25 protein-coding genes are annotated in these 24,495 nt (G+C 66.2%); 12 read left to right on the top strand and 13 right to left on the bottom strand.

Features of this window, described 5'->3' with window-relative positions:
* Nucleotide 1 precedes the first annotated feature (1 nt).
* Together MNAB215_RS02420 and MNAB215_RS02415 are read right to left on the bottom strand one after the other, a co-directional pair.
* Nucleotides 2-1,420 carry a phytoene desaturase family protein gene (locus MNAB215_RS02420; RefSeq protein ID WP_077077294.1) on the bottom strand — a complete coding sequence of 473 codons (1,419 nt, stop codon included), beginning with the start codon at nt 1,418-1,420 and terminating at the stop codon, nt 2-4.
* On the bottom strand, nt 1,417-3,195 hold the full coding sequence (locus MNAB215_RS02415; protein ID WP_077078354.1) for a DUF3556 domain-containing protein: 1,779 nt from the start codon (nt 3,193-3,195) through the stop codon (nt 1,417-1,419). Before MNAB215_RS02415 ends, MNAB215_RS02420 begins: the two co-directional genes overlap by 4 nt.
* Nucleotides 3,196-3,344: 149 nt before the next feature.
* On the opposite strand from MNAB215_RS02415, the gene MNAB215_RS02410 reads away from it, so the two are divergent.
* Nucleotides 3,345-4,673, top strand: coding sequence for a PucR family transcriptional regulator (locus MNAB215_RS02410; protein WP_077077293.1), 1,329 nt, complete (start codon nt 3,345-3,347; stop codon nt 4,671-4,673).
* On the opposite strand, the gene MNAB215_RS29605 is transcribed toward MNAB215_RS02410, so the two are convergent.
* The gene (locus MNAB215_RS29605) at nt 4,637-4,786 is read right to left on the bottom strand and encodes a hypothetical protein (RefSeq protein ID WP_165691517.1); all 150 of its coding nucleotides are present in this window, start codon (nt 4,784-4,786) and stop codon (nt 4,637-4,639) included. The genes MNAB215_RS02410 and MNAB215_RS29605 overlap by 37 nt on opposite strands.
* 295 nt (nt 4,787-5,081) lie before the next feature.
* Here MNAB215_RS29605 and MNAB215_RS02405 point away from each other — a divergent pair, with 295 nt between their 5' ends.
* On the top strand, nt 5,082-5,660 hold the full coding sequence (locus MNAB215_RS02405; protein ID WP_077077292.1) for an HdeD family acid-resistance protein: 579 nt from the start codon (nt 5,082-5,084) through the stop codon (nt 5,658-5,660).
* Here the strand turns inward: MNAB215_RS02405 and MNAB215_RS02400 are convergent.
* A complete protein-coding gene (locus MNAB215_RS02400; RefSeq protein WP_077077291.1) occupies nt 5,657-6,880 on the bottom strand; it encodes a PucR family transcriptional regulator in 1,224 nt (407 codons plus the stop codon). The genes MNAB215_RS02405 and MNAB215_RS02400 overlap by 4 nt on opposite strands.
* 144 nt (nt 6,881-7,024) lie before the next feature.
* Between MNAB215_RS02400 and MNAB215_RS02395 the strand changes: the two genes are divergently transcribed.
* From MNAB215_RS02395 to MNAB215_RS02375, 4 genes are all read left to right on the top strand, one after another.
* Nucleotides 7,025-8,536 carry a long-chain-fatty-acid--CoA ligase gene (locus MNAB215_RS02395; RefSeq protein ID WP_077077290.1) on the top strand — a complete coding sequence of 504 codons (1,512 nt, stop codon included), beginning with the start codon at nt 7,025-7,027 and terminating at the stop codon, nt 8,534-8,536.
* A gap of 2 nt (nt 8,537-8,538) precedes the next feature.
* Complete coding sequence (locus MNAB215_RS02390; RefSeq protein WP_077078353.1) at nt 8,539-10,248, top strand: PHA/PHB synthase family protein; 1,710 nt, start codon at nt 8,539-8,541, stop codon at nt 10,246-10,248.
* Between the two features lie 3 nt (nt 10,249-10,251).
* A complete protein-coding gene (locus MNAB215_RS02385; protein ID WP_245830109.1) occupies nt 10,252-11,097 on the top strand; it encodes an alpha/beta fold hydrolase in 846 nt (281 codons plus the stop codon).
* A gap of 346 nt (nt 11,098-11,443) precedes the next feature.
* Complete coding sequence (locus tag MNAB215_RS02375) at nt 11,444-12,328, top strand: cyclopropane mycolic acid synthase family methyltransferase (protein WP_077077287.1); 885 nt, start codon at nt 11,444-11,446, stop codon at nt 12,326-12,328.
* Here the strand turns inward: MNAB215_RS02375 and MNAB215_RS02370 are convergent, their stop codons facing one another.
* Nucleotides 12,329-13,177: an SDR family oxidoreductase gene (locus tag MNAB215_RS02370; RefSeq protein ID WP_077077286.1), complete on the bottom strand. Its 849-nt coding sequence runs from the start codon at nt 13,175-13,177 to the stop codon at nt 12,329-12,331.
* Nucleotides 13,178-13,435: 258 nt separating this feature from the next.
* Between MNAB215_RS02370 and MNAB215_RS02365 the strand changes: the two genes are divergently transcribed.
* Both MNAB215_RS02365 and rsrA read left to right on the top strand, forming a co-directional pair.
* Complete coding sequence (locus tag MNAB215_RS02365; protein ID WP_165691541.1) at nt 13,436-14,101, top strand: sigma-70 family RNA polymerase sigma factor; 666 nt, start codon at nt 13,436-13,438, stop codon at nt 14,099-14,101.
* Complete coding sequence (gene rsrA / locus MNAB215_RS02360; RefSeq protein WP_077077284.1) at nt 14,098-14,397, top strand: mycothiol system anti-sigma-R factor; 300 nt, start codon at nt 14,098-14,100, stop codon at nt 14,395-14,397. Before MNAB215_RS02365 ends, rsrA begins: the two co-directional genes overlap by 4 nt.
* 31 nt (nt 14,398-14,428) lie before the next feature.
* Here rsrA and MNAB215_RS30730 read toward each other — a convergent pair whose 3' ends face one another.
* Nucleotides 14,429-14,503 (bottom strand): 50S ribosomal protein bL37, encoded by a 75-nt coding sequence (locus MNAB215_RS30730; RefSeq protein WP_108637559.1) that lies wholly within the window; start codon nt 14,501-14,503, stop codon nt 14,429-14,431.
* A 198-nt stretch (nt 14,504-14,701) separates the two neighbouring features.
* Here MNAB215_RS30730 and MNAB215_RS02350 point away from each other — a divergent pair, with 198 nt between their 5' ends.
* Together MNAB215_RS02350 and MNAB215_RS02345 are read left to right on the top strand one after the other, a co-directional pair.
* Entirely contained in the window at nt 14,702-14,917 is a 216-nt protein-coding gene (locus MNAB215_RS02350; protein ID WP_077078352.1) for a biotin/lipoyl-binding carrier protein, read from the top strand.
* A 49-nt stretch (nt 14,918-14,966) separates the two neighbouring features.
* Nucleotides 14,967-16,469: a sensor histidine kinase gene (locus MNAB215_RS02345; RefSeq protein WP_077077283.1), complete on the top strand. Its 1,503-nt coding sequence runs from the start codon at nt 14,967-14,969 to the stop codon at nt 16,467-16,469.
* 61 nt (nt 16,470-16,530) lie between these two features.
* On the opposite strand, the gene whiB1 is transcribed toward MNAB215_RS02345, so the two are convergent.
* Together whiB1 and MNAB215_RS02335 are read right to left on the bottom strand one after the other, a co-directional pair.
* Nucleotides 16,531-16,785 carry a transcriptional regulator WhiB1 gene (gene whiB1 / locus MNAB215_RS02340; RefSeq protein ID WP_077077282.1) on the bottom strand — a complete coding sequence of 85 codons (255 nt, stop codon included), beginning with the start codon at nt 16,783-16,785 and terminating at the stop codon, nt 16,531-16,533.
* Between the two features lie 285 nt (nt 16,786-17,070).
* Nucleotides 17,071-18,039, bottom strand: coding sequence for a diacylglycerol/lipid kinase family protein (locus MNAB215_RS02335; RefSeq protein ID WP_077077281.1), 969 nt, complete (start codon nt 18,037-18,039; stop codon nt 17,071-17,073).
* Nucleotides 18,040-18,131: 92 nt separating this feature from the next.
* Here MNAB215_RS02335 and MNAB215_RS02330 point away from each other — a divergent pair, with 92 nt between their 5' ends.
* Nucleotides 18,132-18,560 (top strand): hypothetical protein, encoded by a 429-nt coding sequence (locus MNAB215_RS02330; protein ID WP_077077280.1) that lies wholly within the window; start codon nt 18,132-18,134, stop codon nt 18,558-18,560.
* Here MNAB215_RS02330 and MNAB215_RS02325 read toward each other — a convergent pair.
* From MNAB215_RS02325 to MNAB215_RS02315, 3 genes are read right to left on the bottom strand one after another with little or no spacing between them, the layout of a single operon-like run.
* A complete protein-coding gene (locus tag MNAB215_RS02325; protein WP_077077279.1) occupies nt 18,512-18,988 on the bottom strand; it encodes a GNAT family N-acetyltransferase in 477 nt (158 codons plus the stop codon). The two genes, MNAB215_RS02330 and MNAB215_RS02325, sit on opposite strands and share 49 nt — an antisense overlap.
* Nucleotides 18,985-20,085 carry an isochorismate synthase gene (locus MNAB215_RS02320; protein ID WP_077077278.1) on the bottom strand — a complete coding sequence of 367 codons (1,101 nt, stop codon included), beginning with the start codon at nt 20,083-20,085 and terminating at the stop codon, nt 18,985-18,987. Before MNAB215_RS02320 ends, MNAB215_RS02325 begins: the two co-directional genes overlap by 4 nt.
* Entirely contained in the window at nt 20,082-20,693 is a 612-nt protein-coding gene (locus MNAB215_RS02315; RefSeq protein ID WP_077077277.1) for an acid phosphatase, read from the bottom strand. Before MNAB215_RS02315 ends, MNAB215_RS02320 begins: the two co-directional genes overlap by 4 nt.
* Nucleotides 20,694-20,767: 74 nt before the next feature.
* Here MNAB215_RS02315 and MNAB215_RS02310 point away from each other — a divergent pair, with 74 nt between their 5' ends.
* Nucleotides 20,768-21,568, top strand: a complete 801-nt coding sequence (locus MNAB215_RS02310; protein ID WP_108637558.1) for a ParA family protein — start codon at nt 20,768-20,770, stop codon at nt 21,566-21,568.
* Between the two features lie 13 nt (nt 21,569-21,581).
* Here MNAB215_RS02310 and MNAB215_RS02305 read toward each other — a convergent pair whose 3' ends face one another.
* Together MNAB215_RS02305 and MNAB215_RS02300 are read right to left on the bottom strand one after the other, a co-directional pair.
* Nucleotides 21,582-22,796: an Rv3212 family protein gene (locus tag MNAB215_RS02305; RefSeq protein WP_077077275.1), complete on the bottom strand. Its 1,215-nt coding sequence runs from the start codon at nt 22,794-22,796 to the stop codon at nt 21,582-21,584.
* A gap of 14 nt (nt 22,797-22,810) precedes the next feature.
* Nucleotides 22,811-24,376, bottom strand: coding sequence for a DEAD/DEAH box helicase (locus tag MNAB215_RS02300; protein WP_077077274.1), 1,566 nt, complete (start codon nt 24,374-24,376; stop codon nt 22,811-22,813).
* Nucleotides 24,377-24,495: the final 119 nt, after the last annotated feature.

Raw genomic sequence — 24,495 nt, 5'->3', positions numbered from 1 at the left:
GCTAACCGCGCGCGAGGTGAGCGAGCGCGAGATTGGCGGCGTTGGCGCCGCACATGCCGTGCGCGCCCGGACCGGGCGGGGTGGCCGCCGAGCAGATGTACATGCCGGCCACGCCAATGGTGTACGGCGACAGCGTGATTCGGGGTCCGAACGTGAGCTGGCGGATGTCCTTGGCCCCGGTCATGATGTCGCCGCCGACATAGTTCGCGTTGTAGGTGGCCATCTGCGTCGTCGAACGAACGGCGTGGCCGACGATGCGGTCCCGGAAGCCGGGCGCGAAGCGCTCGATCTGGGCGGTGATCGCCTCGGTCGCGTCGCCGGCGTAGCCGTTGGGGACGTGCGCGTAGCTCCACACCGGATGCGTAGTGCCCACCGACCGTTGCGGGTCGGCCAGATACTGCTGACCCACCAACACGAACGGGCGCTCCGGCATGCGGCCGGCGTGGACGTCCCGCTCGGTCGCGGCAAGCTCGGAGAAGGTCCCGGCCACATGCACGGTGCCGGCACGATGCGCGTCCGGGTTCGTCCACGGCACACCGCCCTCTACGGCGAAGTCGACCTTGAACGCGCCGGGACCACGCCGGAACCTGGTGAAGGCACGAGAAACCCGGCGCGGCAGACGATCACCGAGGATCCCGGCAACCGCGCTCGGCGCCAGATCGAACATCGTGACGTCCGCGGGCGGCAGCTGCGATGCACTCTGCACCCGCACGCCGGTCTCGACCTTGCCGCCCAGGTCGGTCAGCAGCGTGACCATGGCGTCGGCGATCGCCTGCGAACCACCCGCGGCCACCGGCCAACCGTGCCGATGTCCCGCGGCGATGATGCCCATCCCGATCGCCGACGTCATCGGGTAGTGCAGCGGCCGGAAGGCATGGGCCGCAACACCTCCGAACAACGCCCGGCCCTGCTCGGTGCGGAACACGCGGGCGAAAGTCGACGCGGGAAGCACTGTGGGAGCACCGAACCGGGCCAGCTTGAGCGGATGATGTGGTAGCCGCAGTAGTGGCCCCATGATGTCCTCGCTGAGCGTGTCGAACTCGGACGCCGGGTAGCCGAATGCCAGCCCCCACCGTGCTCCATCGCGACCGAGGCCGGCGGCGGTCTGCTCCACCGAGCGGTGCAGCACCCCGGCACTGCCGTCGTCGAGGGGGTGCACGCAATCGATTTCCGGCCACCGCCAGGACAATCCGTACCGCTGCAGGTCGAAGTGCCGCATGAACTGCGAGCCGACGGCCATCGGGTGAATCGCCGAGCAGTGGTCGTGGAGCAGCCCCGGCAGGATCGCTTCGCTGCTGCGGGTGCCACCGCCGATGTGGTCTGCGGCCTCGACCACAGTGACCTGCACGCCGTTGGCGGCCAGCGAGATGGCGGCAGCGAGCCCGTTGGGCCCGCTGCCCACCACGACTGCGGTACTCATGCCAGCGCTCCGTACTTGTTACCGCCGCGCAGCGACCAGATCACGCTAGTGGGGATGGGGCCGTTGGGGAGCCAGGGCTGTTCGGACACCGCATCGGCCACCTTCCAGGTACCGCGCTCGGTCACCCCGAGCGCAGCGTCGATCAACTGGTAATGCTGAACACCGCTGCCAAAGGCCTCCGACTCCACCCAGGCGATGACGCACTCGCCCGGCTCGAACGCTGCTTGACGTTGCACGGCGCGGATCAAGTCTTCATTGTGCAGGTGTCCGTCGCCGAAGTTGAATCCGATCAGTGAGTTGCACACGAACTCACCTTCTCGCACGGTGCGGGTGTCGATGTCGGGCAGGTGGCTGATCAGCAGCGAGAACAGGCCACGGCCCTGGCTGTGCATGCTGCGCCACGCGATGGTCTTCTGCAGGGTGATCTCGGCCCAGGTGGGCTCGTAGCCGGCCGCGACGAACTGGTCGATCTGGTTGGACGCGGTGCGGGTGACCCGATCGAGCTTCCGCTCGGCGCCGGGGGCGAACGTCCACACCGCCGAGGCCCAGTTGCCGGCGTATTGCCGCATCGAGGGCAGGAACGAGACCTTGTCGGGTCGCAGGTTGCCCAGGATCGGGTAGAACAGCAGCCCCGCGGCGATCACCAGGGCCAGCCAGGGCGGCGTCATGTTCCACGGGGCGTATCCGTTCCAGTTCGGGAAGCCCAGAAACAGGAAGACCGTGGTGTAGGCGAAGACGACGTTCCATTCCAGGGGCACCGCCAGCGGGAAGGTCGAGATGATGAACAGGTGGAAGCCCACCATCAGCAGCACCGCGGCCAACGTCACCCACTTGTTCGTCGACAAGAGCAGGATCAGCGGGGCAGCGATCTCGACCGTGGTGCCGTTGACGTGTGCCATGAAGTCCGCCAGTCGAGAAGGCCGCATGTCCCGTCCGAAGTCGCGGTAGTGAGCCCGGCGCACCCATTTGGGGGCGAATATCGTATTGCTGACCATCGGCGGAATGACGTTGGAGAAGTGCTTGCCGAACTTCGAGAAGCCCGCGCCCACCCAGACGACCACGATCAGCATCTTCAGCGCAATGATCATGTTGGCGAACGGCAGCACGGCGAAGAAGAAAAGCGCCGGCACGTACTGCTCGCCGCGAGCACCCAGGAAGATGGTCTTGTCCCGCAGGCCGATCAGCGTCAGCAGAGCGATCGGGGCGATCAGCAGGACGGGGTTCACCAGACCAGACATGTTGTACGGCAACGCTTTCGACAGCGATTCGCTGTGCGCGCCCGGCGACAGCAGGGCCATGGCCAAGCTCGCCAGCAGCGCCAGATAGACGCCGACGTCGAACCAGGTGCGGCGGTCACCCGCCGTGCCCGGCACCCACTTCCATGGCCGCAGCCGGATGGTGCCCGGTCGGGCCCAGAACAGGATGCCCCCGGTCATCGGCTTGACCTTGCCGGCCAACGGGCCCCAGGAGCCGGCCACGCCGATGGTCTCGAGGAGCACGGTCCACAGGATGACCTTCTGATAGACGATCGGTTGGTTCCACCATTCGTTCACATGCCAGAAGGCGGGCAGCCCCGATGTCGCTGTCGCAACGGTGATGCCGCCGATCGCGAAGAACACGACCAGCTTCACGATGTAAATGGCGTGAATCATCTTCGGTGAGCCGAAGCCGCTTTCGGCCCAATCGATGGCGAGGATCCGCATTCGTTCCATCAGTGGCTTCGTCAGGAAGGTATCCGGATCGACATCGGGGAGATACGGCTTGGTGAACCCCATGGTCTTGGCTCCTTTGGCATTTTGCTGAGGTCGGTCGAGAGCTGGCGACAACATTAGGAATCGCGCCCGAGACAACACAGTGGTCAATCGACAAAGCCGCTGGCCGGAGTTATCGCCAGAAGACAACTCGGGCGTCTAACGTCATTGAGATGAAGAAATCGCACCTCGACGCCGATGTCGAGGTAAGCGGTTGCGTCGCCGAGGTCGCCAAACGATTGCACGATCGGTTGGCCGAGGTGTCGGGCGCGCTTCTGCGTTCGCTGCAGGATCAAATCCCCGAGCTGCGCGGTGACGCAGCACTTTTGGCGTTACTCGGGACCAGCGTCGAAGGCAATGTGGACACGATCCTGCACGCGCTGCGCTACGACATCGCGGTCGAGCGGGTTGAGGCCCCCACAGCGGCACTGGAGTACGCCCGCCGGCTGGCGCAGCACGGGGTGCCGGTCAACGCCTTGGTCCGCGCCTACCGGCTCGGTCAGCGGCAAATGAACGAGCTGGTGTTCGCCGAGTTGCGGAGGGTCGAGATCCCGGAGTCGCTGCGGGTAGCGGTGATCGAGGCCATCACCGGCACGATGTTCGAATACATCGACTGGATGTCGCAGCAGGTCGTGACCGTCTACGAAGACGAACGCGAGCGATGGCTGGAGAACCAGAACAGTCTTCGCGCCCTGCGGGTGCGTGAGATCCTGGCCGCGAACAAGGCCACCGATGTCGATGCGGCGACAACGGCGATCCGCTACCCGTTGCGATGGCACCACCTTGGTCTGGTCATGTGGTATCCGCATCTCGGTCCCGAAGGTGACGAACTCCCCCGGCTGCAAAGGTTTCTCCGGGATTTGGCCGAAGCCGTCGACGCTTCCGCGAGCCCGCTGTTCGTGGCCGCCGATCAAAGCTGCGCCTGGGCGTGGTTGCCGTATCGCACGTCGGTGACCGACGCGACCGCGAGAGTTCGGCGGTTCACCCAGAAGCGACCCGATTCGCCGAGCGTGGCGATCGGGACCGTGGCACCCGGCGTCGATGGTTTTCGTCGCTCGCATCGCCGGGCCGAGGAAGCCCGTGGTGTTGCGATCGTGAGCCAGCAAGCGAATTCGTCTGCGGCAACGGTGATTGCCGCGGACGATCCGGGGTTATCCGTGGTGGCGCGTTTGGGTGGCGATGTGGCCGCCACCCGCGATTGGGTGGCCGTCGTGCTGGGCGACCTGGCCAGCGATAACGAGAGCGACGCTCGGCTGCGCGACACGCTGCGGGTGTATTTGGCGTGTGGCTGCGGCTACAAGTTGGCGGCCGAAGAACTCAACCTGCATTTCAATTCCGTGAAGTATCGAGTCGGTCGGGCGGTCGCCCGGCGGGGCCGGGAGATCGCCGCCGATCGGCTCGACGTCGAACTGGCACTGCTCGCCTGCCACTGGTACGGAACCGCGGTTCTGCAGCCCAGCGCAGGTCAGGCAGCCGCGGGGGCGGCCAGGCGGTCCGGCTGAATCGTCGGTCGCCAGTCTCGGATGACGTGCACGGCGTGAATGATCGCCGGGATGAGCACCGGGGTCAGCACGATGAGCAGATAGGTCATGATCACCATCATCGAATCGAACATAGTTGCACCTGCTTTGAGTCGGGTTTATCTGCGGCACTTGATGATTCGAGTCTTCGACAATCGATTCATCAGGTTCGCCGCAAAAACTACCGGCGCAATGTCGCGGTGGTCATGTCCGGAACCGACCAAGTCCTGCCGCGAGCTTGTCTTCGGGAGACAAACCGTCGCTAGGGACCGGCGTTTGGGGCGCGTATCAGGCTAATTCCACCCGCATTGTTCGAAATTCCCGTCTGCGATGCGCAATTGTGTCGCTGCGGACATTCTCTCTCCACCGATGCTGGCTAATGATATTGAGATGACTAATCGCGAGGAGACCGTTTTCGAAGGTCCACTGCAGCAGCTTGCCCGCAGCGCATGGCAACTGCTCCTTCTCATCGGCATCCTGGCCGTCGGGCTGGGTGTCGCGGTACTGGCCTGGCCAGGCAAGACGCTGGCGGTGGCGGGTGTCCTGTTCGGCATCTACCTGGTGGTGTCCGGGGTCGGATACGTGTTTGCCGCTTTCGGCACGCACGCGGGCGTCGCCATGCGAGTGCTGACATTCATCGGCGGCATCATCTCGGTGGTGCTCGGGTTTTTCTGCTTCCGCGACGAACTCGAGTCGATCATGCTGTTGGGGATATGGATCGGCATCAGCTGGTTGTTCCGCGGGTTTACCCTGCTGGGGGCCGCACTGTCGTTCGATCACCTGCCCGCTCGCGGCTGGCAGGCGTTTTCCGGGGTGATCATCGTGATCGGCGGCGCGGTACTGATCACGTCCCCGCTGGGCTCGATCGCCGTCCTGGCCCTGGTCGCCGGCTGCTGGCTGATCGCGATCGGCGTCGTCGACGTCATCACGGCCTTCCAGGTTCGCAACCGGGCCAAGGCGTCGGCTTAGGGCAGGCGCCGCTCGACTTCGAAAGCCAGGCAGAGCTCGGCGATGTCCTGGGGCCGCGACAGTGAGCGGCCGGTCAACTCCTCAACACGGTGCAGCCGATGGCGCACCGTGTTGGGGTGACAGAAGATCTTCGCCGCGGACTCGTTGGCGGAACCACCCGCCTCTACCCAGGCCCGGAAGGTATCGAGCAGAACGATGCGTTCCTCGGCCGGCAGCGTGTCCAGTGGCCCGAACACCGACGACCTGATCTTCGCCATGGCCTCGGGGGCGCTGACCGCGGCGACGGCAAGGGGTGTCTCGTCGAAGACGGCGACGAGTGCGTCGCCCAGGGGCTTGCCCGTCACCGCCAGCCTGGCGCATCGCAGCGCGTCGCTGGTTTCCGCCAGTTCCTGAAATGGCGGACTGATACCAACTCTGGCTGCGGCGGCGTGGCCGAGCACGTCGACAAGCGTGCCGAGGCTGTCGTGTGTCGCGGAGACTTTCAGATGGACGATGCCGACCTGTAGGTCGGGCAGCAGCCGCCAGGCCGAGCGGATGTCACGCGCGGACAGCTTGCTTTCGATTGTGGGGAGCCCGAGCTTTCCGATCGCGGGTAGCTCCGCAGCCACGACGACGTAGGGCCCCGAGGTGGGTAGCCGCAGCAGATCAGCTGCCTCCCAAAGGCTTTGGCTATCAGTGATTCGGTGGGATAGCAGCGCTTCCACCAACGCCGAACGCTCCTCTTCCCGCTCGACGATCTGCGCCGTCAATTGCTGACGATAGGCGGCGCTCATCGCCTGGGTGAAGGTTTCCTGCGCGAGGAATACCTGTGCGGTGGCGTCCAGTATCGAGTCGGTGGGAATCGCGGCGGCCCTCGCCGCGGCGATGGTCTGCTCCCACATGAATCGGAAGCCGATCCGGTAGGCGGTCATCACCGCGGGCAGCGGCACACCGGCCAGGGCGCGTGTGGTGCCGGTGTGCTCGGCAGGCGACACGTCGACGTCGGCATTGCCGGCGAGCGAATCGAAAATGAAGGTCACATTCGCCACGCAACTTTCGGCGACTTGTTCCCTGGTGACGACGGCGCCGTCGCGATAGGCATCGATCTGCCGGCAGAGCAGGTCAGCCATCGCTTCGCCCAACTTCGGGGCGCGCGCCAGCATCAGCTTCCCCAGTTCGGCGACGTGGGGATCAGCTGCGACGCCACGCCGGACGCCGTCGGTTCTCGATGCCACGCTCATGAAGAAACCCTATTCCTGAAATTGCCTGGTGTGGGCGTTCACACCGAAACAGTCTTTGCGTTGTTTTCCGCGACATTGTGGGACGCCGGGGGCAGGAATGACGATAGAAGCAGCAGAAAAAAGGCATTTCCGAAAGGCCCGCCCATGACCGCCCTGAGCGCCAATCTTGTTGCATCAAAAGAACGCAATCCCGATCACGTAGCGCTGCGCTGCGACGGTTTGCAATTCAGCTTCGCCGAGCTGCACGACGCGGCCGCCCGGGTGGCGACGCTGCTGGAGCAGGCCGGCATCGAGCCGGGCGATCGGGTGGGGATCATGTTGCCCAACACACCGGCGTTCGCCATCGCCTACTACGGCATCATGTACCGCGGCGCCGTGGCGGTTCCGATGAACCCGCTGCTCAAGTCCCGCGAGGTGTCCTTCTACCTGTCCAACAGCGGCGCCAGGGCGTTGTTCGCGGCACCGGCCTTCGCCGACGAGGCCACCGCGGGCGCCGCCGACGCCAGGGCGCGCTGCTGGCTCGTCGACGATGCACGGCTGATGAAGATGATCGCCGGCCTGCCCGCCCAGGATTCCCCGGTAGACCGCGACGACGACGACGTCGCGGTCATCCTGCACACGTCGGGCACCACCGGAAAACCCAAGGGCGCCATGCTCACTCACGCAAATCTGGGCCGCAACGCCGAGGTGGCCGTCCGCACCCTCGTCGAGACCGGACCCGACGACGTCGTGATGGGCTGCCTGCCGTTGTTCCACGTCTTCGGCTTGACCTGCGGGCTCAACGGGGCCGTCCTCGCGGGCGCGACGTTGACGCTCATCGCGCGGTTCGATCCGCGCAAGGCTCTCGAGGTGATCGAGCGCGACGGCGTCACCGTGTTCGAAGGCGTGCCGACGATGTACTCGGCGCTGCTCAGCGTGGCGGACCAGGCCGCTCCCGACGCGACACGAAGCTTGCGGACCTGCGTGTCCGGCGGCGCGGCGCTGCCGGTACAGGTCCTCACCGATTTCGAAAAGGCGTTCGGCTGCGCCGTTCTCGAGGGCTATGGGCTCTCCGAGAGTTCTCCGGCGGCCGCGTTCAACCATCCGCATCGGCCGCGTAAGGCGGGTTCGATCGGCACGCCGATCGAGGGTGTCGAGATGCGGGTGGTCGACCTGGACGGGGTTGAGGTCCCGCAGGGTGCTGCCGGTGAAATCCAGATCCGCGGCCACAACGTGATGAAGGGCTACTGGAACCTGCCCGACGCGACGGCGGCCACGATCACGCCGGACGGCTGGCTGGCCACCGGAGACGTCGGCCGCGTCGACGAGGACGGCTACTTCTACATCGTCGACCGCACCAAGGACCTGATCATTCGCGGCGGGTACAACGTGTATCCCCGCGAGATCGAGGAGGTGCTCTACGAGCACCCGGCGGTGGCCGAGGCCGCCGTCATCGGCATCCCGCACGACGCGCTCGGCGAGGAAGTCGGTGCCGCAGTCGCGCTGAAGAAGGGCGCCGCCGTCACCGCCGACGAGCTACGCGATTACCTCAAGGCCCGGGTAGCCGCCTACAAGTATCCGCGCCTGGTCTGGTTGGTCGATGCGCTGCCCAAGGGGCCGACCGGCAAACTGCTGAAGCGCGAAATCACCGTTCCCACAAGCGAAAGCACACGATGACCATGGCCAAGGCCTTGAACTCCGCCAACACCGTGGCCAAAGCCGACGAGCTGGCCGCGCCGCTCGACCTGCTGCTGACCAGCGCCACCAAGCCGTTCGCCAGCCGAATGATGCCGAACGCCACGTGGGCTCGCTTCGGCGCTGGCCTCGCCCAGCATCCCGGTGCCGTGGCCGGCCGGGCCGGCACGTTCACGCGCGAGCTCGGCGACATCGCCCTTGGCAAGTCGCACCGGGTCCCGGCGCGCGCGGACAAGCGGTTCTCCGATCCCGCGTGGCAGGAGAATCCGTTGCTGCACCGAATCATGCAGGCGTATCTGGCCGGCACCGAGGCCGCCGAAGGGTTGCTCGCCGACGCCGGGCTGGATTGGCGCGACGGCGAGAAGATGCGGTTCGTGATGGACAACGTCGTCGAGGGGTTGGCGCCGTCCAACAATCCGTTGATCAGTCCGCTCGGGTGGAAGGCGCTGATCGACACCGGCGGACTGAGCGCGGTGCGCGGGGCCAAAGCCTTTGCCCGGGATATGCTTTCGAAGCCGCGTGTGCCGGCGATGGTCGAGCCCGACGCATTCACGGTGGGGGAGACGGTCGCTATCACCAAAGGTGCGGTGGTGCTGCAGACGTCGATGTTCGAACTGATTCAGTATGTGCCGCAGACACCCAAGGTGCAGACCGTTCCGCTGATCATGGTGCCGCCGGTGATCAACAAGTACTACATCATGGACATCGCCCCCGGGCGCAGCATGATCGAGTACTTCGTGCAGCAGGGTCAGCAGGTGTTCGCAATTTCCTGGCGCAACCCGCAGGCGCGGCATCGTGATTGGGGGTTCGACGCCTACGGCGGTGCGATCGTGGAGGCGATGGACGCGGTTGAGAAAATCACCGGGACCGATAGCACTCATCTGTTGGCCACCTGCTCGGGCGGCATCCTCGCCGCGATGACCGCGGCCCATTTGGCCGAGATCGGCGAGGGCGATCGAATCGCGGGGCTCGCCCTGGCGGTCACCGTGCTGGACGAGACCCGGGCCGGCTTTGCGGCGGCGGCGATGAGCGACCGTGCGGCGCAGGCGGCGATACGTGTCTCGGGCCGCAAGGGCTACCTGGACGGACGCGACATGGCGGAGATGTTCGCCTGGCTGCGGCCCACCGACCTGGTGTGGCGGTATGTGGTGAACAACTATGTGCAGGGCCGCAAGCCGGCGCCGTTCGACGTGCTGTTCTGGAACGCCGACACCACTCGGATGGCCGCCGCCCTGCACCGCGACATGGTGCTACTGGGGCTGAACAACGAGTTGATCACTCCAGGCGCGGTCAGCATGCTGGGCAGCCCCGTCGATCTGGGCAAGATCACCTCCGACGCCTATGTGATCGGCGGGGTCGCCGACCACATTTCCCCGTGGCAGGCCACCTATCGCAGCGCGCGACTGCTCGGCAGCAAGGACAATCGCTACGTGCTGTCCACCAGCGGGCACATTGCCGCACTGGTGAACCCGCCCGGAAACCCCAAGGCGTCGTACCGGACTGGGCCGGTGGACGCGGAGACCCCCGAACAGTGGCTCGATTCGGCGGAGAAATCCGCCGACTCCTGGTGGCCGGACTACGTGGCGTGGCTCGCCGAGCGCAGCGGCCCCGAGGTCGACGCCCCGAAAACCCTTGGCTCCGAAGACCTGCCGCCGCTCGGCCCGGCGCCGGGCAGTTACGTGATGGAGAAGTGAGCGATGATGCGTCGCACGGTCGCAGCGATTAAACCGGTGAGCGCGGTCGGCGAAGTACGCTACATCACGACGGGTGGTCAGCGGATCCGCGTGAACGTCCGGGAGGGAGTTGGCGTGCCGCTGGTGCTCTGCAACGGCATCGGGGCCAGCCTGGAAGTGCTTGATCCGCTGGTAGAAAACCTGAAGTGCCCAGTCATCAGGTTCGACGTCCCCGGCACCGGAGGATCGCCCACATCCATTGCCCCCTATGGGTTTCCGTACCTCGCCTGGGTCCTCGGCCGCGCATTGTCGAAACTGGGAATCGGTGTGGTGGACGTGCTCGGGCTGTCCTGGGGTGGCGCCCTGGCCCAGCAGTTCGCCTTCCAAAATCCGCGCCGATGCCGGCGCCTGGTGCTGGTGGCGACGGGTACCGGCGCGCTGATGGTGCCTGCGCATCCGCGGGTGCTGGCGAAAATGCTTACCCCGCATAGATTCTCGGACCCGGACTATGCCGCGTCCATTGCCGGCGAGCTCTACGGTGGCACCGTCCGGTCCCACGGCGAAGACGTCGCGCGGCTGTTCGTGCGGCAGTTGCACGCCGGGTCGAAGATGGGCTACCTGCACCAATTGCTCGCCGGTGCAATCTGGACCAGCCTGTTCGCGCTGCCCGCGGTGCGTCAGCAGACGTTGATCGTGGCGGGCACGGATGATCCGATCATCCCGGTGATCAACGCGCGCATCATGAATGCGTTGCTGCCTCATTCGCGGCTACATCTGCATTCGGGTGGACATATCGACCTCGTGCACAACGCCGACGGGCTGGCCCCCGTCATCGAGGGGTTCCTGACCGAGCCCGGGGAAAGGCCATGAGCAACGGCGATATTCACGGTATCGACACGTTGGATTTCTGACGAAGGCGTCTTGCACCGAGCTGTTCGGCGGCAACGAAATCCTGTTGGCGCACAACGTCGGTTGTTTCGTCGCCGACGCCGCGGCGATCTACTCCTTTGCTGGAGGTGGGATCGGTGGACGGGCGTCGACGGTGTCTGCGCTGATCGTCGGGGTGGCGGACGGGTTCCAGGCGCCTTGTGTACGGTCGATCCAGTTCGCTGAGGCGCTCACGAATGTGTCGGTTAGGCTGTAGGGACGGCGCTACGTTGATCGAACTCGAACGCCCGCCGCGAAAATAATAAATCTCACTCAAGAAGGTTGTGCTTTGTCCTCAACGGGGAGCAAGAACTCTGGCCTGGAGCCACATTTCGAGGACGTGCAGGCGCATTACGACCTGTCCGACGACTTTTTCGCGCTTTTCCTGGATCCGACGCGCACCTACAGTTGCGCCTATTTCGAGCGCGACGACATGACGCTCGAAGAGGCGCAATACGCCAAGGTCGACCTGTCGCTGGGCAAGCTCGGGCTCGAACCAGGCATGACGTTGCTCGACGTCGGCTGCGGTTGGGGCACCACGATTGTGCGCGCGATCGAGCGCTACGACGTGAACGTCGTCGGCCTGACCCTGAGCCGCAATCAGCAGGCGCACGTCCAGCAACGCCTGGACCAGCATCCGTCCGAGCGGACCAAGCGGGTGCTGCTGCAGGGCTGGGAGCAGTTCGACGAAAAAGTTGACCGCATCGTGTCGATCGGCGCCTTCGAGCACTTCGGGCGCGACCGGTACAGCGACTTCTTCAAGATGGCTTACGAGGCGCTTCCCGCCGACGGCGTGATGCTGCTGCACAGCATCATCCGGCCCAGCGATGATGAGTTTGCCGAGCGCGGACTGCCCATCACCATGACCAAGCTGCGGTTCATGAAGTTCATCTTGGACGAGATCTTCCCCGGCGGAGACCTGCCCAGCGCGAAGACCGTTGAAGAACATGCGCAAGGCGGTGGTTTCGCCGTCAAGCGTGTGCAGCAGCTGCGCTTGCACTACGCGCGCACCCTCGACAACTGGTCGGCGGCGCTCGAGGCGCACCGCGATGAGGCCATCGCGATTCAATCCGAAGAGGTTTACGACCGGTACATGAAGTACCTGACGGGCTGCGCCGAACTCTTCCGCGAGGGCTACACGGACGTCGCGCAGTTCACCCTCGCCAAGGGCTGACTACGGGCCGGCGTAGCCCGGCGGGTTGACGCCCTCCACCCAGAAGTCTTCGCCGAGTTGGGAACCCGGTATGCAGTCGTATACCGACAGGTCGGTGACGCCGGAGTCGACCAGCACGTCCTCGCACAGCAAGCTGTTGCCGGTGAACTCGCGGGCGGGCTTGTTGAGGACGACGTAAGCCGCGTCGGAATAGATCTCCGGCTTGCGGGCCCGCCCCATCGCCTCGTCGCCGCCGAGCAGGTTCTGCACCGCGGCGGTGGCCACCAGCGTGCGCGGCCACAAGGTGTTGGAGGCGATGCCCTCGTCGCGCATCTCTTCGGCGATCCCCAGCGCACACAACGTCATACCGAACTTCGCCATCATGTAGGCCGTCGGCTTGAGCCACTTGCTGTCCAGCAGCACCGGTGGCGACAACGTCAGGACGTGCGGGTTCTCCCGGCCCTTCATGTGTGCCAGGCACGCCCGCGACACGGCATACGTGCCGCGCACCTGGATGCCGTTCATCAAGTCGAACCGTTTCATCGGCACCTCGGCGATGGATCCCAGGTTGATCGCCGACGCATTGTTGACGCAGATGTCGATGCCGCCGAATTGTTCGACCGCCTTGGCCACCGCCGACTCGACGGAATCCGGGTCGCGGACGTCCCCGACGATCGGCAGCGCCTGGCCGCCCGCTTCCTCGAGTTCCTTGGCGGCGGTGTACACCGTGCCCGGCAGCTTCGGGTGCGGCTCGGCCGTCTTGGCGATCAGGGCAATGTTGGCCCCGTCTTGCGCAGCGCGTTTGGCGATAGCCAGGCCAATGCCGCGACTGGCACCCGAGATGAACATGGTCTTTCCTTTGAGAGACATGGCGCCACACTAACGCCCGGCTCGAACCGCCGGAAATAGCAGGTCGGCTCGTGCTGTTGATTCAGTCGTCTCTGATGCGGTGTGAGCGGACCCGGGCAAAGCCCGTCGGTCCCAGCCTCTAGATTGGGAGGAGGGAGTCGGGTGTCAACGGCGACGATCCTGTTGGACAAAGAGCGGGTAGATCGCTTCTTTGGGAGTGCGATGTTGCCAATGGTGCTGACCGGCGACACCGCCACAGAAGGGACCGGGTTAATCGAGATGGCTGACATCGACGGGGTGACCGGTTCAGACGGCGCCGACCTCGAGGCGCCCGCGGCTGAGTTGCCGAAGGAGAGCGACGCGGAGCTGACCGCGCGGTTCGAGCGCGATGCGATTCCCCTGCTAGATCAGCTTTATGGCGGCGCGCTGCGGATGACGCGCAATCCCGCCGATGCCGAGGACCTGCTGCAGGAAACCATGGTGAAGGCCTACGCGGGTTTTCGCTCATTCCGGGCCGGCACCAACCTCAAGGCGTGGCTGTACCGGATCTTGACCAACACCTACATCAACAGCTACCGGAAGAAGCAGCGCCAACCTGCGGAATACCCGACGGAAGCAATCACCGACTGGCAGCTTGCGGCCAACGCTGAGCACTCGTCGACCGGGCTGCGTTCGGCTGAGGTCGAGGCACTCGAGGCGCTGCCGGACACCGAAATCAAGGCCGCCCTGCAGGCGCTGCCCGAAGAGTTCCGGATGGCGGTCTACTACGCCGATGTCGAGGGTTTCCCGTACAAGGAGATCGCCGAGATCATGGACACGCCGATCGGGACGGTAATGTCTCGGCTGCACCGCGGCCGCCGGCAGCTGCGTGCACTGTTGGAAGGCGTGGCCAAGGACCGCGGCTTCATCAGAGGCGAGCAGGCGCAGGAGGAGGTGTCGTCATGAGCGAGCTTTCGCCCGATGACCCCTCGACGGGTGCCGAACCACTCACGAAGGCCGAGTGTGCCGAACTGATCGCCGAGGTATGGACGCTGCTCGACGGTGAATGCACCCCCGAGACGCGGCAAAAGCTCAAGCAGCACCTCGACGAATGCCCACCTTGTCTGCGGATCTTCGGGATCGAGGAGCAGTTCAAGGCCCTGATAGCCACCAAGTGCAGCGGCGACAGGGCGCCCGAGGGTCTGCGGGAGCGGCTGCAGCTCGAGATTCGCCGCACCACCATCATCCGCGACGTGCAGTAAAAGGGCCCCGCGCGAGCGGGGCTACCAGCGACTAGGCGTTGGGCCGCTTGCCGTGGTTGGCCTTGTTGTACTTGCGGTCACGCTTCTTCCGGCCACGCTTGGCCATATGAGGTTCCTCCGTCGTTCGTCATGATCCGGGCGTAAGCGCCCGTCGTTGCCGTCAATTCTCTCATGTCTTCCACGGCGCGTTTCACATGCCGCTGGCCGCTGTCGGTTCTCCTGTTGTGGTTCGATATACATGAGCCTGACGAAAAGCCTGGACCAGCAGCCAGCATGCGATGTGGTCGAAACGAGTGGGGTGAAGATGGCCGAGGATGTCCGAGCCGAGATTGTGGCCAGCGTGCTCGAAGTCGTTGTCAATGAGGGCGACGAGGTCGGCAAGGGCGACATCGTGGTGCTGCTGGAGTCCATGAAGATGGAAATCCCCGTCCTGGCCGAGGTCGGCGGCACCGTGAGCAAAGTGAGCGTCGCGGTCGGCGACGTCATCCAGGCCGGCGACCTCATCGCCGTCATCAGCTAGCCGTCAGACGGTTCGGACCTCCCGCCGGGGGACAACGCGGAAGTGATTGATGTCCACTCTCGGTGACCTTCTTGCCGAACACACGATGCTGCCGGGCAACGCGGTGGACCATCTGCATGCGGTGGTCGGGGAGTGGCAGCTGCTGGCAGATCTGTCCTTTGCCGACTACCTGATGTGGGTCTGCCGCGACGACAACGTGCTGGTGTGTGTGGCGCAATGCCGCCCGACCACCGCGCCCACGGTTTTGCAGACCGACTCGGTGGGCAGTGTCGTGGCCGCCGACCGGCTGGCACTGGTCGCCGAGACCTTCGCTACCGGCACCGCGCAGCGCGAAAGCGCTGGCAGCCAAGAACATTCGTGGCAACTGCCCGGGCCGCATGTGGCGGCCTCCCCGGTCCGTTATGGCGACCAGGTGGTGGCGGTGCTCACCCAGCACCAGACCACGCTGGCGGCTCACGAGCACTCAGGTCACCTGGAGACCGCCTACCGGGCGTGCGCCAGCGACCTCGTCCACATGTTGTCCGAGGGCACCTTTCCCGACGTGCGCGATGTGGCCATGTCGCGCTCCACGCCACGGGTGGGCGACGGTTTCATCCGCCTCGACGTCGACGGTGTGGTCGTCTACGCCAGCCCCAATGCGCTGTCCGCCTACCACCGCATGGGCCTGACCAGCGAGCTGGAGGGCCACAACCTCGTCGACATCACGCGGCCGCTGATCTCCGACTCCTTCGAGGCCCAGGAGGTGGCCGAGCACATCCAGGACCTGCTGGCGGGCGGCAAGAGCATGCGGATGGAGGTCGATGCCGGCGGGGCCACGGTGCTGCTTCGGACGTTGCCGCTGGTGGTCAACGGCTCCAGCGCGGGGGCGGCGATCCTGATCCGCGACGTGACCGAGGTGAAGCGGCGCGACCGAGCCCTGATGTCCAAGGACGCCACCATCCGGGAGATCCACCACCGGGTGAAGAACAACCTGCAAACGGTCGCGGCACTGCTGCGCCTGCAGGCGCGCCGCACCGCCAACGCCGAAGGTCGCGAAGCGCTGACCGAATCGGTGCGCCGGGTGTCGTCGATCGCCCTGGTCCACGACGCCTTGTCGATGTCGGTGGACGAGCAGGTCAATCTCGACGAGGTCATCGACCGGATCGTGCCGATCATGAACGATGTGGCCTCGGTCGATAGACCGATCCGGATCAACCGGGTCGGCGATCTTGGGGTGCTCGACTCCGATCGCGCGACGGCACTGGTCATGGTGATCACCGAGCTCGTGCAGAACGCGATCGAGCATGCGTTTGATCCGGCCGCCCGTGAAGGGTCGGTCACCATTCGCGCCGAGCGTTCGGCGCGCTGGCTCGACGTCGTGGTGCACGACGACGGGCGTGGACTGCCCGAGGGATTCAGTCTGGAGAAATCCGACAGCCTGGGTCTGCAGATCGTGCGGACGCTGGTGGCGGCGGAGCTCGACGGCACGCTGGGCATGCGGGAGGCGCCCCGCGGCGGCACTGACGTGGTGCTACGTGTGCCGATCGGCCGTCGGGCCCGGTTGCTGCTCTAACACCGGACGTAACAGTGCGGCCCCGACGATTGTCGGGGCCGCACTGTTACGGAGGCTGGGGTCAGACTCCGCTGCGAGCCTTTGTCCGGGCGTTGCGACGCTTCAATGCACGCCGCTCGTCTTCACTCATGCCGCCCCAGACGCCCGAGTCCTGTCCGGTATTCAGAGCCCAGCCAAGGCACTCCGTGGTCACCGCACACCGATTGCAGACCAGTTTCGCGTCAGCGATCTGCGCAAGCGCGGGCCCACTATTCCCCACCGGGAAGAACAGCTCCGGGTCCTCGTCGCGACACACCGCCCTGTGGCGCCAATCCATAAGTCCTTACTCCTCACTATGTGCGCAGCATCGCGCACTGGCGTTTTTTCTTCGGCTCTTTAACGCTTGCACGAGTAAGGGTCGTCAGTACCCTTACGAATTTCCTGCATGCAACCTTTCGATCGTTTCACAGGCTCAACAGATGTCAATAGCGTGCGTTAGCTCGTGTGCTATCTCACTTTGATCAACCCGTAGCCGAGCCCTCATACCGTTGTACTACACTCGCGGGCTACTTTCGACCGAAAATTTTGTGCGATAGGTCGCTCGTATTTTAATTTTCGCAGTTCAGAGAGTTTTTTGCTGGGGTGGGGCCGCTACCGCAAGCGCATTGCGAACAGAACGGAACGTCATGGTTTCGCGCAGGCCGAGGTATTCCCCGTCGAACTGAGTCGCCACCGGTGCCCCGGGCGAGGAGATCCGCAGGCAGGCCGCGTCGTCGTCCCGGATCAGCTGCTTGGCTTGCGGATTCGGCCGCTTCGAAAGGATCTGGCTCAGCAGGCGCAGCGTCGGAATCGTCTTCATGCCGGTGACGGCGAACACTCCAAGGCCCGACTCGAAGCTGCAGCCGGGGTTGGTCACCATCGGCCGGTTGTCGCTGTAGGTCCAGGGCCGGGTGTTGGACACCCAGGCGAAGTGCACGCCGGGGATAGGCTCGCTGCCGGGCAGCTCCAGGATCAGCGACGGTTCGCGCCGGGCGAAGCCGATCGTGATGGGAATGGCCACCCGCCAATAGCGCAGCGGGTTGACCTTCACACCCTTGTTGCGCAGCGCTTCGACTCCCGCCACCACCTCCGCGTCGACGCCCATGCCCGCGTTGATCACGGCCCAATGCTCGCCGCAGTCGATCAGGCTGATGCGCCGCCAGGCCTGGTGACGGCGGTAGTCGTCGATCAATTGGATGAGCTGGTTGGTGGCCGCGACCGGATCCCGCGAGATGCCCAGCGCCCTCGCGAGCACGTTGGCCGAGCCGCCGGGCACTACCGCGACCGCGGGGATGTTTCCCGGCGGCGGCGCCGAACCGGGGTGGCCCAGCAGGCCGTTGACCACCCCGCTCACTGTGCCGTCACCGCCGTGCACGACGACGAGGTCCACCCCGTTCGCGGCGGCCGCCTGCCCGAGTTCGTGACCGTGGCCGCGATGGTTGGTGTGTTCGACGGTGAGGTCAAGGCGGCTCTTGAGGGCATGTGCCAGAAGGTCGCGCCCCGCCGGTGTGGTCGACGTGGCCGTTGGGTTCACGATCAGCACCGCGCGCATGATGCACGAGCTTATGCGGGGCGCCTAAGCCTCCGCTGTGGGGGAACCGCCGGGTTCGCGGGCAAGCGTGGGCTCCTGACTACGCTGACGCTGTGACACTGCCCGCCCCATCCACCGTGCGCGGCGCGGGATTGATCGTCGCGGTGCAGGGTGCCGCCGCGCTGGTGATGGCCGCGGTGCTGGTGGTGCGGGCGATCGCCGGGGCCGACCAGCACGTGGTCAACGGCCTGGGCACGGCGGTCTGGTTCGTCGTGGTCGGCGGCGTAGTACTGGCCGCCGGACGCGCGCTGACTCTCGGAAAGCGCTGGGGCCGCGGACTGGCCGTGTTCGCTCAGCTGCTGCTGCTACCGGTGGCCTGGTACCTCACGACGGGTTCGCACCGGCCGGTCTTCGGGATTCCGCTGGGCGCCGTGGCGCTGACGGTGTTGATCCTGCTGTTCAGCCCCGCGGCCCTGCGCTGGGCCGGCGGCGATCAGCGCGGTCCGGCCAGCTCGGCCAACGGCGGGCCGGACAGCCGGTAGGTGGTCCACTCCCGTTGCGGCTGCGCGCCGACGCCGTCGTAGAGCGCGATGGCTTTGGAGTTCCAGTTCAACACCGCCCACGACAACCGCGTGTAGCCGCCGTCGACGCATTCGGCTGCCAGCTCCGCCAGCAGTGCGCGGGCCAGGCCGCGACGGCGAAACCTGTTCCGTACGAACAAGTCTTCGAGGTAGATGCCCGCGACACCGTCCCAGGTGGAAAAGCTGAGAAACCACAACGCCATCGCCGCGATCTCGCCGTCAACCTCGGCGACGTGTCCGAATATTGTCGGAGAATCGGCGAAAAGCGCTGTCAGGATTTGCTTTTCGGTGACAGTGCATTGTTCGGGCGCACGTTCGAATTCGGCCAGCCCGTGAATCATGTCGGTGATATCCGCGGCGTCTTCGGGTCTGGCGCGGCGGATGTTCATTGCTGCACCCCCAGCGCATTCAGAATGGTCGTGAATTTCGTTGTCGTTTCGTCGACTTCGTCGTCGGGATCGGATTCGGCGACGATGCCGCCACCGGCGTGCGCCAGGGCGGTGCGACGATCCGCCGACAGCTGTGCACAGCGGATGGACACGACCCAGCGGCCATCGCCGTTGGCGTCGCACCAGCCCACCGCCCCGGCGTAGAAACCGCGGTCGCCTTCCAGTTCGGCGATGAGCTCGGACGCGGCCTCGGCCGGCACCCCCCCGACCGCTGGGGTGGGATGCAGGGCCAACGCCAGATCGATTGCAGTAGTTGATGTTTCGCGCAGTCTACCGCTGATCGGTGTGCAAAGATGCCAGACCGCGGCGGTGCGGCTCAGTTGTGGCTCGGCCGCAATGGTCAGGTCGTCGCACAGCGGTTCCAGGGCGGCCCGCATGGCGTCGATCACCAGCTGATGCTCGTGGCGGTCCTTGGCCGAGGCGGCCAATGCGGCCCCGTTGGCGGTATCGAGTTCGGGGTCGACGGCGCGCGGGGCCGAACCGGCGAACGGCTGGCAGATCACGCGGTCGCCGGAGCGTGCGACCAGAAGCTCAGGGCTGGCGCCGATCAGGGCCGCACCCGCATAGTCGTCGCCCGCGGCGGTCAGGTCGACGAGATACCCGTAGGCGGCCGGATCCGCCGCGACGAGCCGCCGCAGTACGACGCGGGCGTCCAGCGCGGCATCGGCGGACAATCGCAACGCGCGGGCCAGCACCACTTTGCTCAGCGTGGTGCCGGGTGATCTGAGTTGGTCGCGGGCCCGGCTGATTCGGGTGCGGTAATCGGCCAGTGGCGGGACGGCGGCCGTGATGCGCACCGTCGGCAGCGGGCCCGTCGGCCAGTCGGGCAGCGCGTCGGGGCGCTGCACCGCGCCGGGCACCAGCAGGGCTGCGGGTTTATCCAGATCGAAAGGCAACGCGCCCAAGACAATTGGAGCCGAACCCGAGCGCAGTGCGGCCTGCGCCGCGCGCACGTCGCAGTAGCGAGCCTGCACCCCGTCGGCGATCAGAGTGCCGGCAGCGCCGCTCAGCGCAAACGGCGGTTCGGCGATGGTCACCCGGGTGTCATCGCCTGCGGAAGGCCGGTCAATCCGAGTGCAGCGAGCTGTCGCACGCCATGCTCGAACCCGCATACGGCGATCGAGCCGGCGAGCATCCAGAAGCGGCTGCCCTCGACGAGCGGCAGCTCGACCCAGCGCGTAATGATCGAGCGGGAAAAGTGGCTATGGCCCACGAATATCACGTCGCGCGAGGCCACGTGCTCTAACGCCAGTGCGACCGCCCGATCGGCGCGATCGCTGACTTGCGCCACACTCTCGCCCCCGGGGCAGCCGTGGGTCCAGACCAGCCAGTCAGGAACCGATTCCTGGATCTGCGGGGTCGTCAATCCCTCGTAGGAACCGTAATCCCACTCAGCAAGCAGTGGAGATACCTCATCGACGCTCAGCCCGGCCAACTTGGCTGTGGTCAGGGCACGAATTCGCGGGCTGCTCATCACCAGCGGGTCGGTGAGTGCCAGTTCACGCAGTACATGCCCGGCCAGCTCGGCCTGAAGCCGACCCGTATCGGTCAGTTCGATGTCGGTGCGGCCGGTGTGCTGGCCCGATTTCGACCACTCGGTCTCGCCATGGCGCAGAAGTACCAGTCGGTGTTTGTGCAAGCCCATGCCCGGTGATTCTGCCCGAGACTCGCCTGCCCGTCGCCCTTACTCCCCGCGGGGAACGTGCCAGGATGGCAAGTGTGAGCAAGTTCCGGGTACTGGCGGTGGCCAACCAGAAGGGCGGCGTCGCCAAGACCACGACGGTCGCCTCGCTGGGCGCGGCGATGGCGGAAAGCGGCAAGCGAGTGCTGCTGGTCGATCTCGATCCGCAGGGTTGTTTGACCTTTTCGCTTGGCCACGACCCGGACAAGCTGCCGGTGTCGGTGCACGAGGTGCTGCTCGGCGACATCGAGCCGAACGCCGCGCTGATCACCACCGTCGAGGGAATGACGTTGCTGCCGGCCAACATTGACCTGGCGGGCGCTGAGGCAATGCTGCTGATGCGGGCCGGCCGCGAGTATGCGCTCAAACGCGCGCTGGCCAAGGTGGCCGATCAGTTCGACGTGGCCATCCTCGACTGCCCGCCGTCGCTGGGTGTGCTGACCCTCAACGGGCTGACGGCTGCCGACGAAGTCATCGTGCCGCTGCAGTGCGAGACGCTGGCGCACCGGGGCGTGGGCCAATTCCTGCGCACGGTCTCCGATGTCCAGCAGATCACCAACCCGGATCTGCGGCTGCTGGGCGCATTGCCGACGCTGTACGACGCCCGCACCACCCACACCCGCGATGTGCTCGTCGACGTTGCCGACCGCTACGGTCTGCCGGTGCTCGCCCCGCCGATCCCTCGCACGGTGCGCTTCGCCGAGGCCAGCGCTTCGGGTTCGTCGGTCCTGGCCGGGCGAAAGAACAAGGGCGCGGTCGCCTACTCCCAGCTGGCCCAGGCGTTGCTCAAGCATTGGAAGTCGGGCAAGCCGCTGCCGACGTACACCGTCGAGGCCTGACCGCCCGCTTTTTTCAGCCCAGCGCCACCACGGTGTCGCCCCGCTGCTCGAACACCCGCGAACCCGAAACGGCGGGAACCACCGGCTCGGTGCTGGGCGCTCGATTGACCGAGATGTAGCGCTCGTTGGCGCCGTTGACCGGGTCGTAGACCCCAATCGCCCCGGTCACCGGAATGAGCAGCTTGCCCGCCATCATCACGCCGGGTCCCAGCGGGGCCGTCGTCTCGCCGGCGGCGATGGTGTAGCGCAGCGTGAGGCTGCTCGCGTCGAAGACCAGCACCGAATCACCGGTCCACCAGGTCACCAGGTTGCCCGCCTGCGACACGACCGCCGAACCGGACGGCGGCTTGGGCAGCAGCGTGCTCGACACCGTGGTGCCGGTCTCGTCGATCACGTCGACCCGGGGCTGCGGCAGCGGCACGTACACGGCGGTGGTGTTCTCCCGCACCACTAGCACGCGGGCGCCCGAATTCGCTGCGACCCCTGGCTCGGACACCGCGTGTTGTTGGGGCTCGTCGTCTTCCTTGCCCGGGCGCAACAGCACCAGCTTCAGATCGTCGGTGTTGCCGCAGCTTTCCAGCACCGAAACCGTCGACGAGCTGGCCGCCGCGGAGATGAGCCGGCATCCCGAGTGCAGTCCGCGCGACGACGGTTTCACCCGGGCGTCGGTTTCGCCGTAGGCCAGCATCCGGACCATGTCCGAGCGCCACAGCTCCAGGCGTGTGTCGCCGACCGACAACACCGTGGTGCCGTCGGAGGAGAGACGCACCCGCGGGTCCGCGTAGCTGCTGCGAGCGGGCCCGCGCCGGCCGGTGGATCCGTCGATGGTGCTGACCTGGCCGCAGCCGCGGTCGTCCTTGTACACCGCGACGGCGTAGTGATAGAGCCAGGACAGCCCGCACAGGTCGGTGTCGCGGGCGTAGCTCCAGCGCGTCTGGCCCGTACCCGGGTCGCGGCCGTCCACCTCGCGGCCGATGCCGGTGGCGATCGTCCCGAGCACCACGACCGGCGCCCTGCTGGCCGGGCTGGCGGCCGTCCACAATTGCCTGAGGCTCGCCGGCACCTCCCGGGCCGGAGCCGGGTTGGGCGCCGGCACCGCGGCGGGGCGGCTGATGGTGGCCCGGGCGTCGCTCGTCCACCAGATCAGTGACGCCGCTGCGGCGACGACAAGAGCGATCGCCGCGGCGGCCACCAGGTCACCCCTGGTACGGCGTTCGGGCTTGACCATGCGCCAGCGTGGACTCAGTTGGAAGGCGCGGAGGCGGCGGTGCTCTCAGTCGGCTTGCGGCGACGGCGGCGACGCCGGTTGGTCGCGCCGTTGGTGGCCCCGTTAGTGGCCCCGTTGTTGGTCGGAGCACCCGGGCCCGCGTCGGTGGCGGCTTCACCGTTGGTGCCCGCGGGCGCGGCGCCTGCGGGGTGTCCGGAGACGGGCTGGCCGCCGCGCGTACGCCGCCGGTTGCCGGAGCGGTTACGCGCCGGCTTCTGGCCATCGGAGGAGCTCCTGCTCTCGTTCTCGCGGCGCTTCACCGGCGACTTACGTGCCGCGCCGACCGTGCCGGTTGCCTCGGGCGGGATGCCCAGCTCGGCGTACAGGTGCGGGGAGTTTGAGTACGTCTCGACCGGATCGGGGTTGTTCAGGCCAAGCGCCTTGTCGATCATCGTCCAGCGGGGCAGCTCGTCCCAGTCGACCAGGGTGACCGCGATGCCGGTCTTGCCGGCACGGCCGGTGCGGCCAATGCGGTGCACATAGGCCTGCTCGTCCTCGGGGATCTGGTAGTTGATGACGTGGGTGATGTCGTCGATGTCGATGCCGCGGGCGGCGACGTCGGTGGCCACCAGCACGTCGACCTCGCCGCTGCGGAACGCCTTGAGCGCCTTCTCTCGGGCGATCTGACCCAGGTCGCCGTGCACGGCGCCCACCTTGAAGCCGCGCTCGGCGAGCTCGTCGGCGACCTTCTGGGCGGTGCGCTTGGTGCGGGTGAAGATCATCGTCGCGCCGCGGCCCTCGGCCTGCAGCACGCGGGTGACCATTTCGACCTTGTCCAGCGCGTGGGCGCGGAAGGCGAACTGCTCGGTCGTGTCGTGCGTGGCGGACGATTGCGGGGCCTCGGCGCGGATGTGCGTCGGCTGATTCATGAAGGTCCGGGCCAACGTGATGATGGGGCCCGGCATGGTCGCTGAGAAGAGCATCGCCTGACGCTCGACGGGGATCTGGCGCAGGATGCGCTCGATGTCCGGCAAGAAGCCCAGGTCGAGCATCTCGTCGGCCTCGTCGAGCACCAGCACCGAAAGCCCGCCCAGTTGCAGGTGACCCTGCTGCGACAGGTCCAGCAGCCGGCCGGGTGTGCCCACCACGACATCGGCGCCGGTCTGCAGCGCCTCGATCTGCGGCTCGTAGGCCCGTCCGCCGTAAATGGAGACCACGGCCAACGGCCGCGTGCGGCCTTCCGCTGTTCCAGCGGTCAGGTATTTGGCGGCGGTGGCCAGGTCCTCGGTGACCTGCAGGCACAGCTCACGGGTGGGCACCACGATCAGGGCCCGCGGTGCGCCGGTGAGCGGTCGCGCGTCGGCGTCGGTGGTGATGCGCTGCAGCAGCGGCACGCCGAACCCGAAGGTCTTGCCCATGCCGGTGCGGGCCTGGCCGATCACGTCGTCGCCGGCCAGCGCCAGCGGCAGGGTCAGTTCTTGGATGGCAAACGGATGCTCGATGCCCTTTTCGGTCAGTGCGCGGACTATTTCGTCGCGGACTCCGAGGTCGGCAAATGTCGTTTGGGGGATGGTTTCAGTCGCGCTTGTCAGTTCGGTCATATGGGAGTGGGGTGCCTTTCGGTGACGGTATTCGGGTGTATGACGGTGTTCTCTGTCACGGTCACGCGCGCACTGAGTGCCGACTCCGAATACGTCGCCGAGTCGCAGGCCCCAAGTCT

The organism is Mycobacterium numidiamassiliense, from assembly GCF_900157365.1.
Classification (GTDB): Bacteria; Actinomycetota; Actinomycetes; order Mycobacteriales; family Mycobacteriaceae; genus Mycobacterium; species Mycobacterium numidiamassiliense.
The sequence above is the reverse complement of the archived record's forward strand: the minus strand, read 5'-3'. Positions and strand labels throughout refer to the sequence as shown.

What these genes read in the sequence shown, in the direction of transcription:
- MNAB215_RS02405 (WP_077077292.1), top strand. Translation starts at nt 5,082, where the DNA reads ATGACTAATCGCGAGGAGACCGTTTTCGAAGGTCCACTGCAGCAGCTT.
- MNAB215_RS29605 (WP_165691517.1), bottom strand. Translation starts at nt 4,786, where the DNA reads ATGTTCGATTCGATGATGGTGATCATGACCTATCTGCTCATCGTGCTG.
- whiB1 (WP_077077282.1), bottom strand. Translation starts at nt 16,785, where the DNA reads ATGGATTGGCGCCACAGGGCGGTGTGTCGCGACGAGGACCCGGAGCTG.
- MNAB215_RS02400 (WP_077077291.1), bottom strand. Translation starts at nt 6,880, where the DNA reads ATGAGCGTGGCATCGAGAACCGACGGCGTCCGGCGTGGCGTCGCAGCT.
- MNAB215_RS02385 (WP_245830109.1), top strand. Translation starts at nt 10,252, where the DNA reads ATGATGCGTCGCACGGTCGCAGCGATTAAACCGGTGAGCGCGGTCGGC.
- MNAB215_RS02420 (WP_077077294.1), bottom strand. Translation starts at nt 1,420, where the DNA reads ATGAGTACCGCAGTCGTGGTGGGCAGCGGGCCCAACGGGCTCGCTGCC.
- MNAB215_RS02305 (WP_077077275.1), bottom strand. Translation starts at nt 22,796, where the DNA reads ATGGTCAAGCCCGAACGCCGTACCAGGGGTGACCTGGTGGCCGCCGCG.
- MNAB215_RS02315 (WP_077077277.1), bottom strand. Translation starts at nt 20,693, where the DNA reads ATGGGCTTGCACAAACACCGACTGGTACTTCTGCGCCATGGCGAGACC.
- MNAB215_RS02350 (WP_077078352.1), top strand. Translation starts at nt 14,702, where the DNA reads ATGGCCGAGGATGTCCGAGCCGAGATTGTGGCCAGCGTGCTCGAAGTC.
- MNAB215_RS02370 (WP_077077286.1), bottom strand. Translation starts at nt 13,177, where the DNA reads ATGTCTCTCAAAGGAAAGACCATGTTCATCTCGGGTGCCAGTCGCGGC.
- MNAB215_RS02300 (WP_077077274.1), bottom strand. Translation starts at nt 24,376, where the DNA reads ATGACCGAACTGACAAGCGCGACTGAAACCATCCCCCAAACGACATTT.
- MNAB215_RS02395 (WP_077077290.1), top strand. Translation starts at nt 7,025, where the DNA reads ATGACCGCCCTGAGCGCCAATCTTGTTGCATCAAAAGAACGCAATCCC.
- MNAB215_RS02345 (WP_077077283.1), top strand. Translation starts at nt 14,967, where the DNA reads ATGTCCACTCTCGGTGACCTTCTTGCCGAACACACGATGCTGCCGGGC.
- rsrA (WP_077077284.1), top strand. Translation starts at nt 14,098, where the DNA reads ATGAGCGAGCTTTCGCCCGATGACCCCTCGACGGGTGCCGAACCACTC.
- MNAB215_RS02335 (WP_077077281.1), bottom strand. Translation starts at nt 18,039, where the DNA reads ATGCGCGCGGTGCTGATCGTGAACCCAACGGCCACGTCGACCACACCG.
- MNAB215_RS02415 (WP_077078354.1), bottom strand. Translation starts at nt 3,195, where the DNA reads ATGGGGTTCACCAAGCCGTATCTCCCCGATGTCGATCCGGATACCTTC.
- MNAB215_RS02410 (WP_077077293.1), top strand. Translation starts at nt 3,345, where the DNA reads ATGAAGAAATCGCACCTCGACGCCGATGTCGAGGTAAGCGGTTGCGTC.
- MNAB215_RS02390 (WP_077078353.1), top strand. Translation starts at nt 8,539, where the DNA reads ATGGCCAAGGCCTTGAACTCCGCCAACACCGTGGCCAAAGCCGACGAG.
- MNAB215_RS02365 (WP_165691541.1), top strand. Translation starts at nt 13,436, where the DNA reads ATGGCTGACATCGACGGGGTGACCGGTTCAGACGGCGCCGACCTCGAG.
- MNAB215_RS02325 (WP_077077279.1), bottom strand. Translation starts at nt 18,988, where the DNA reads ATGAACATCCGCCGCGCCAGACCCGAAGACGCCGCGGATATCACCGAC.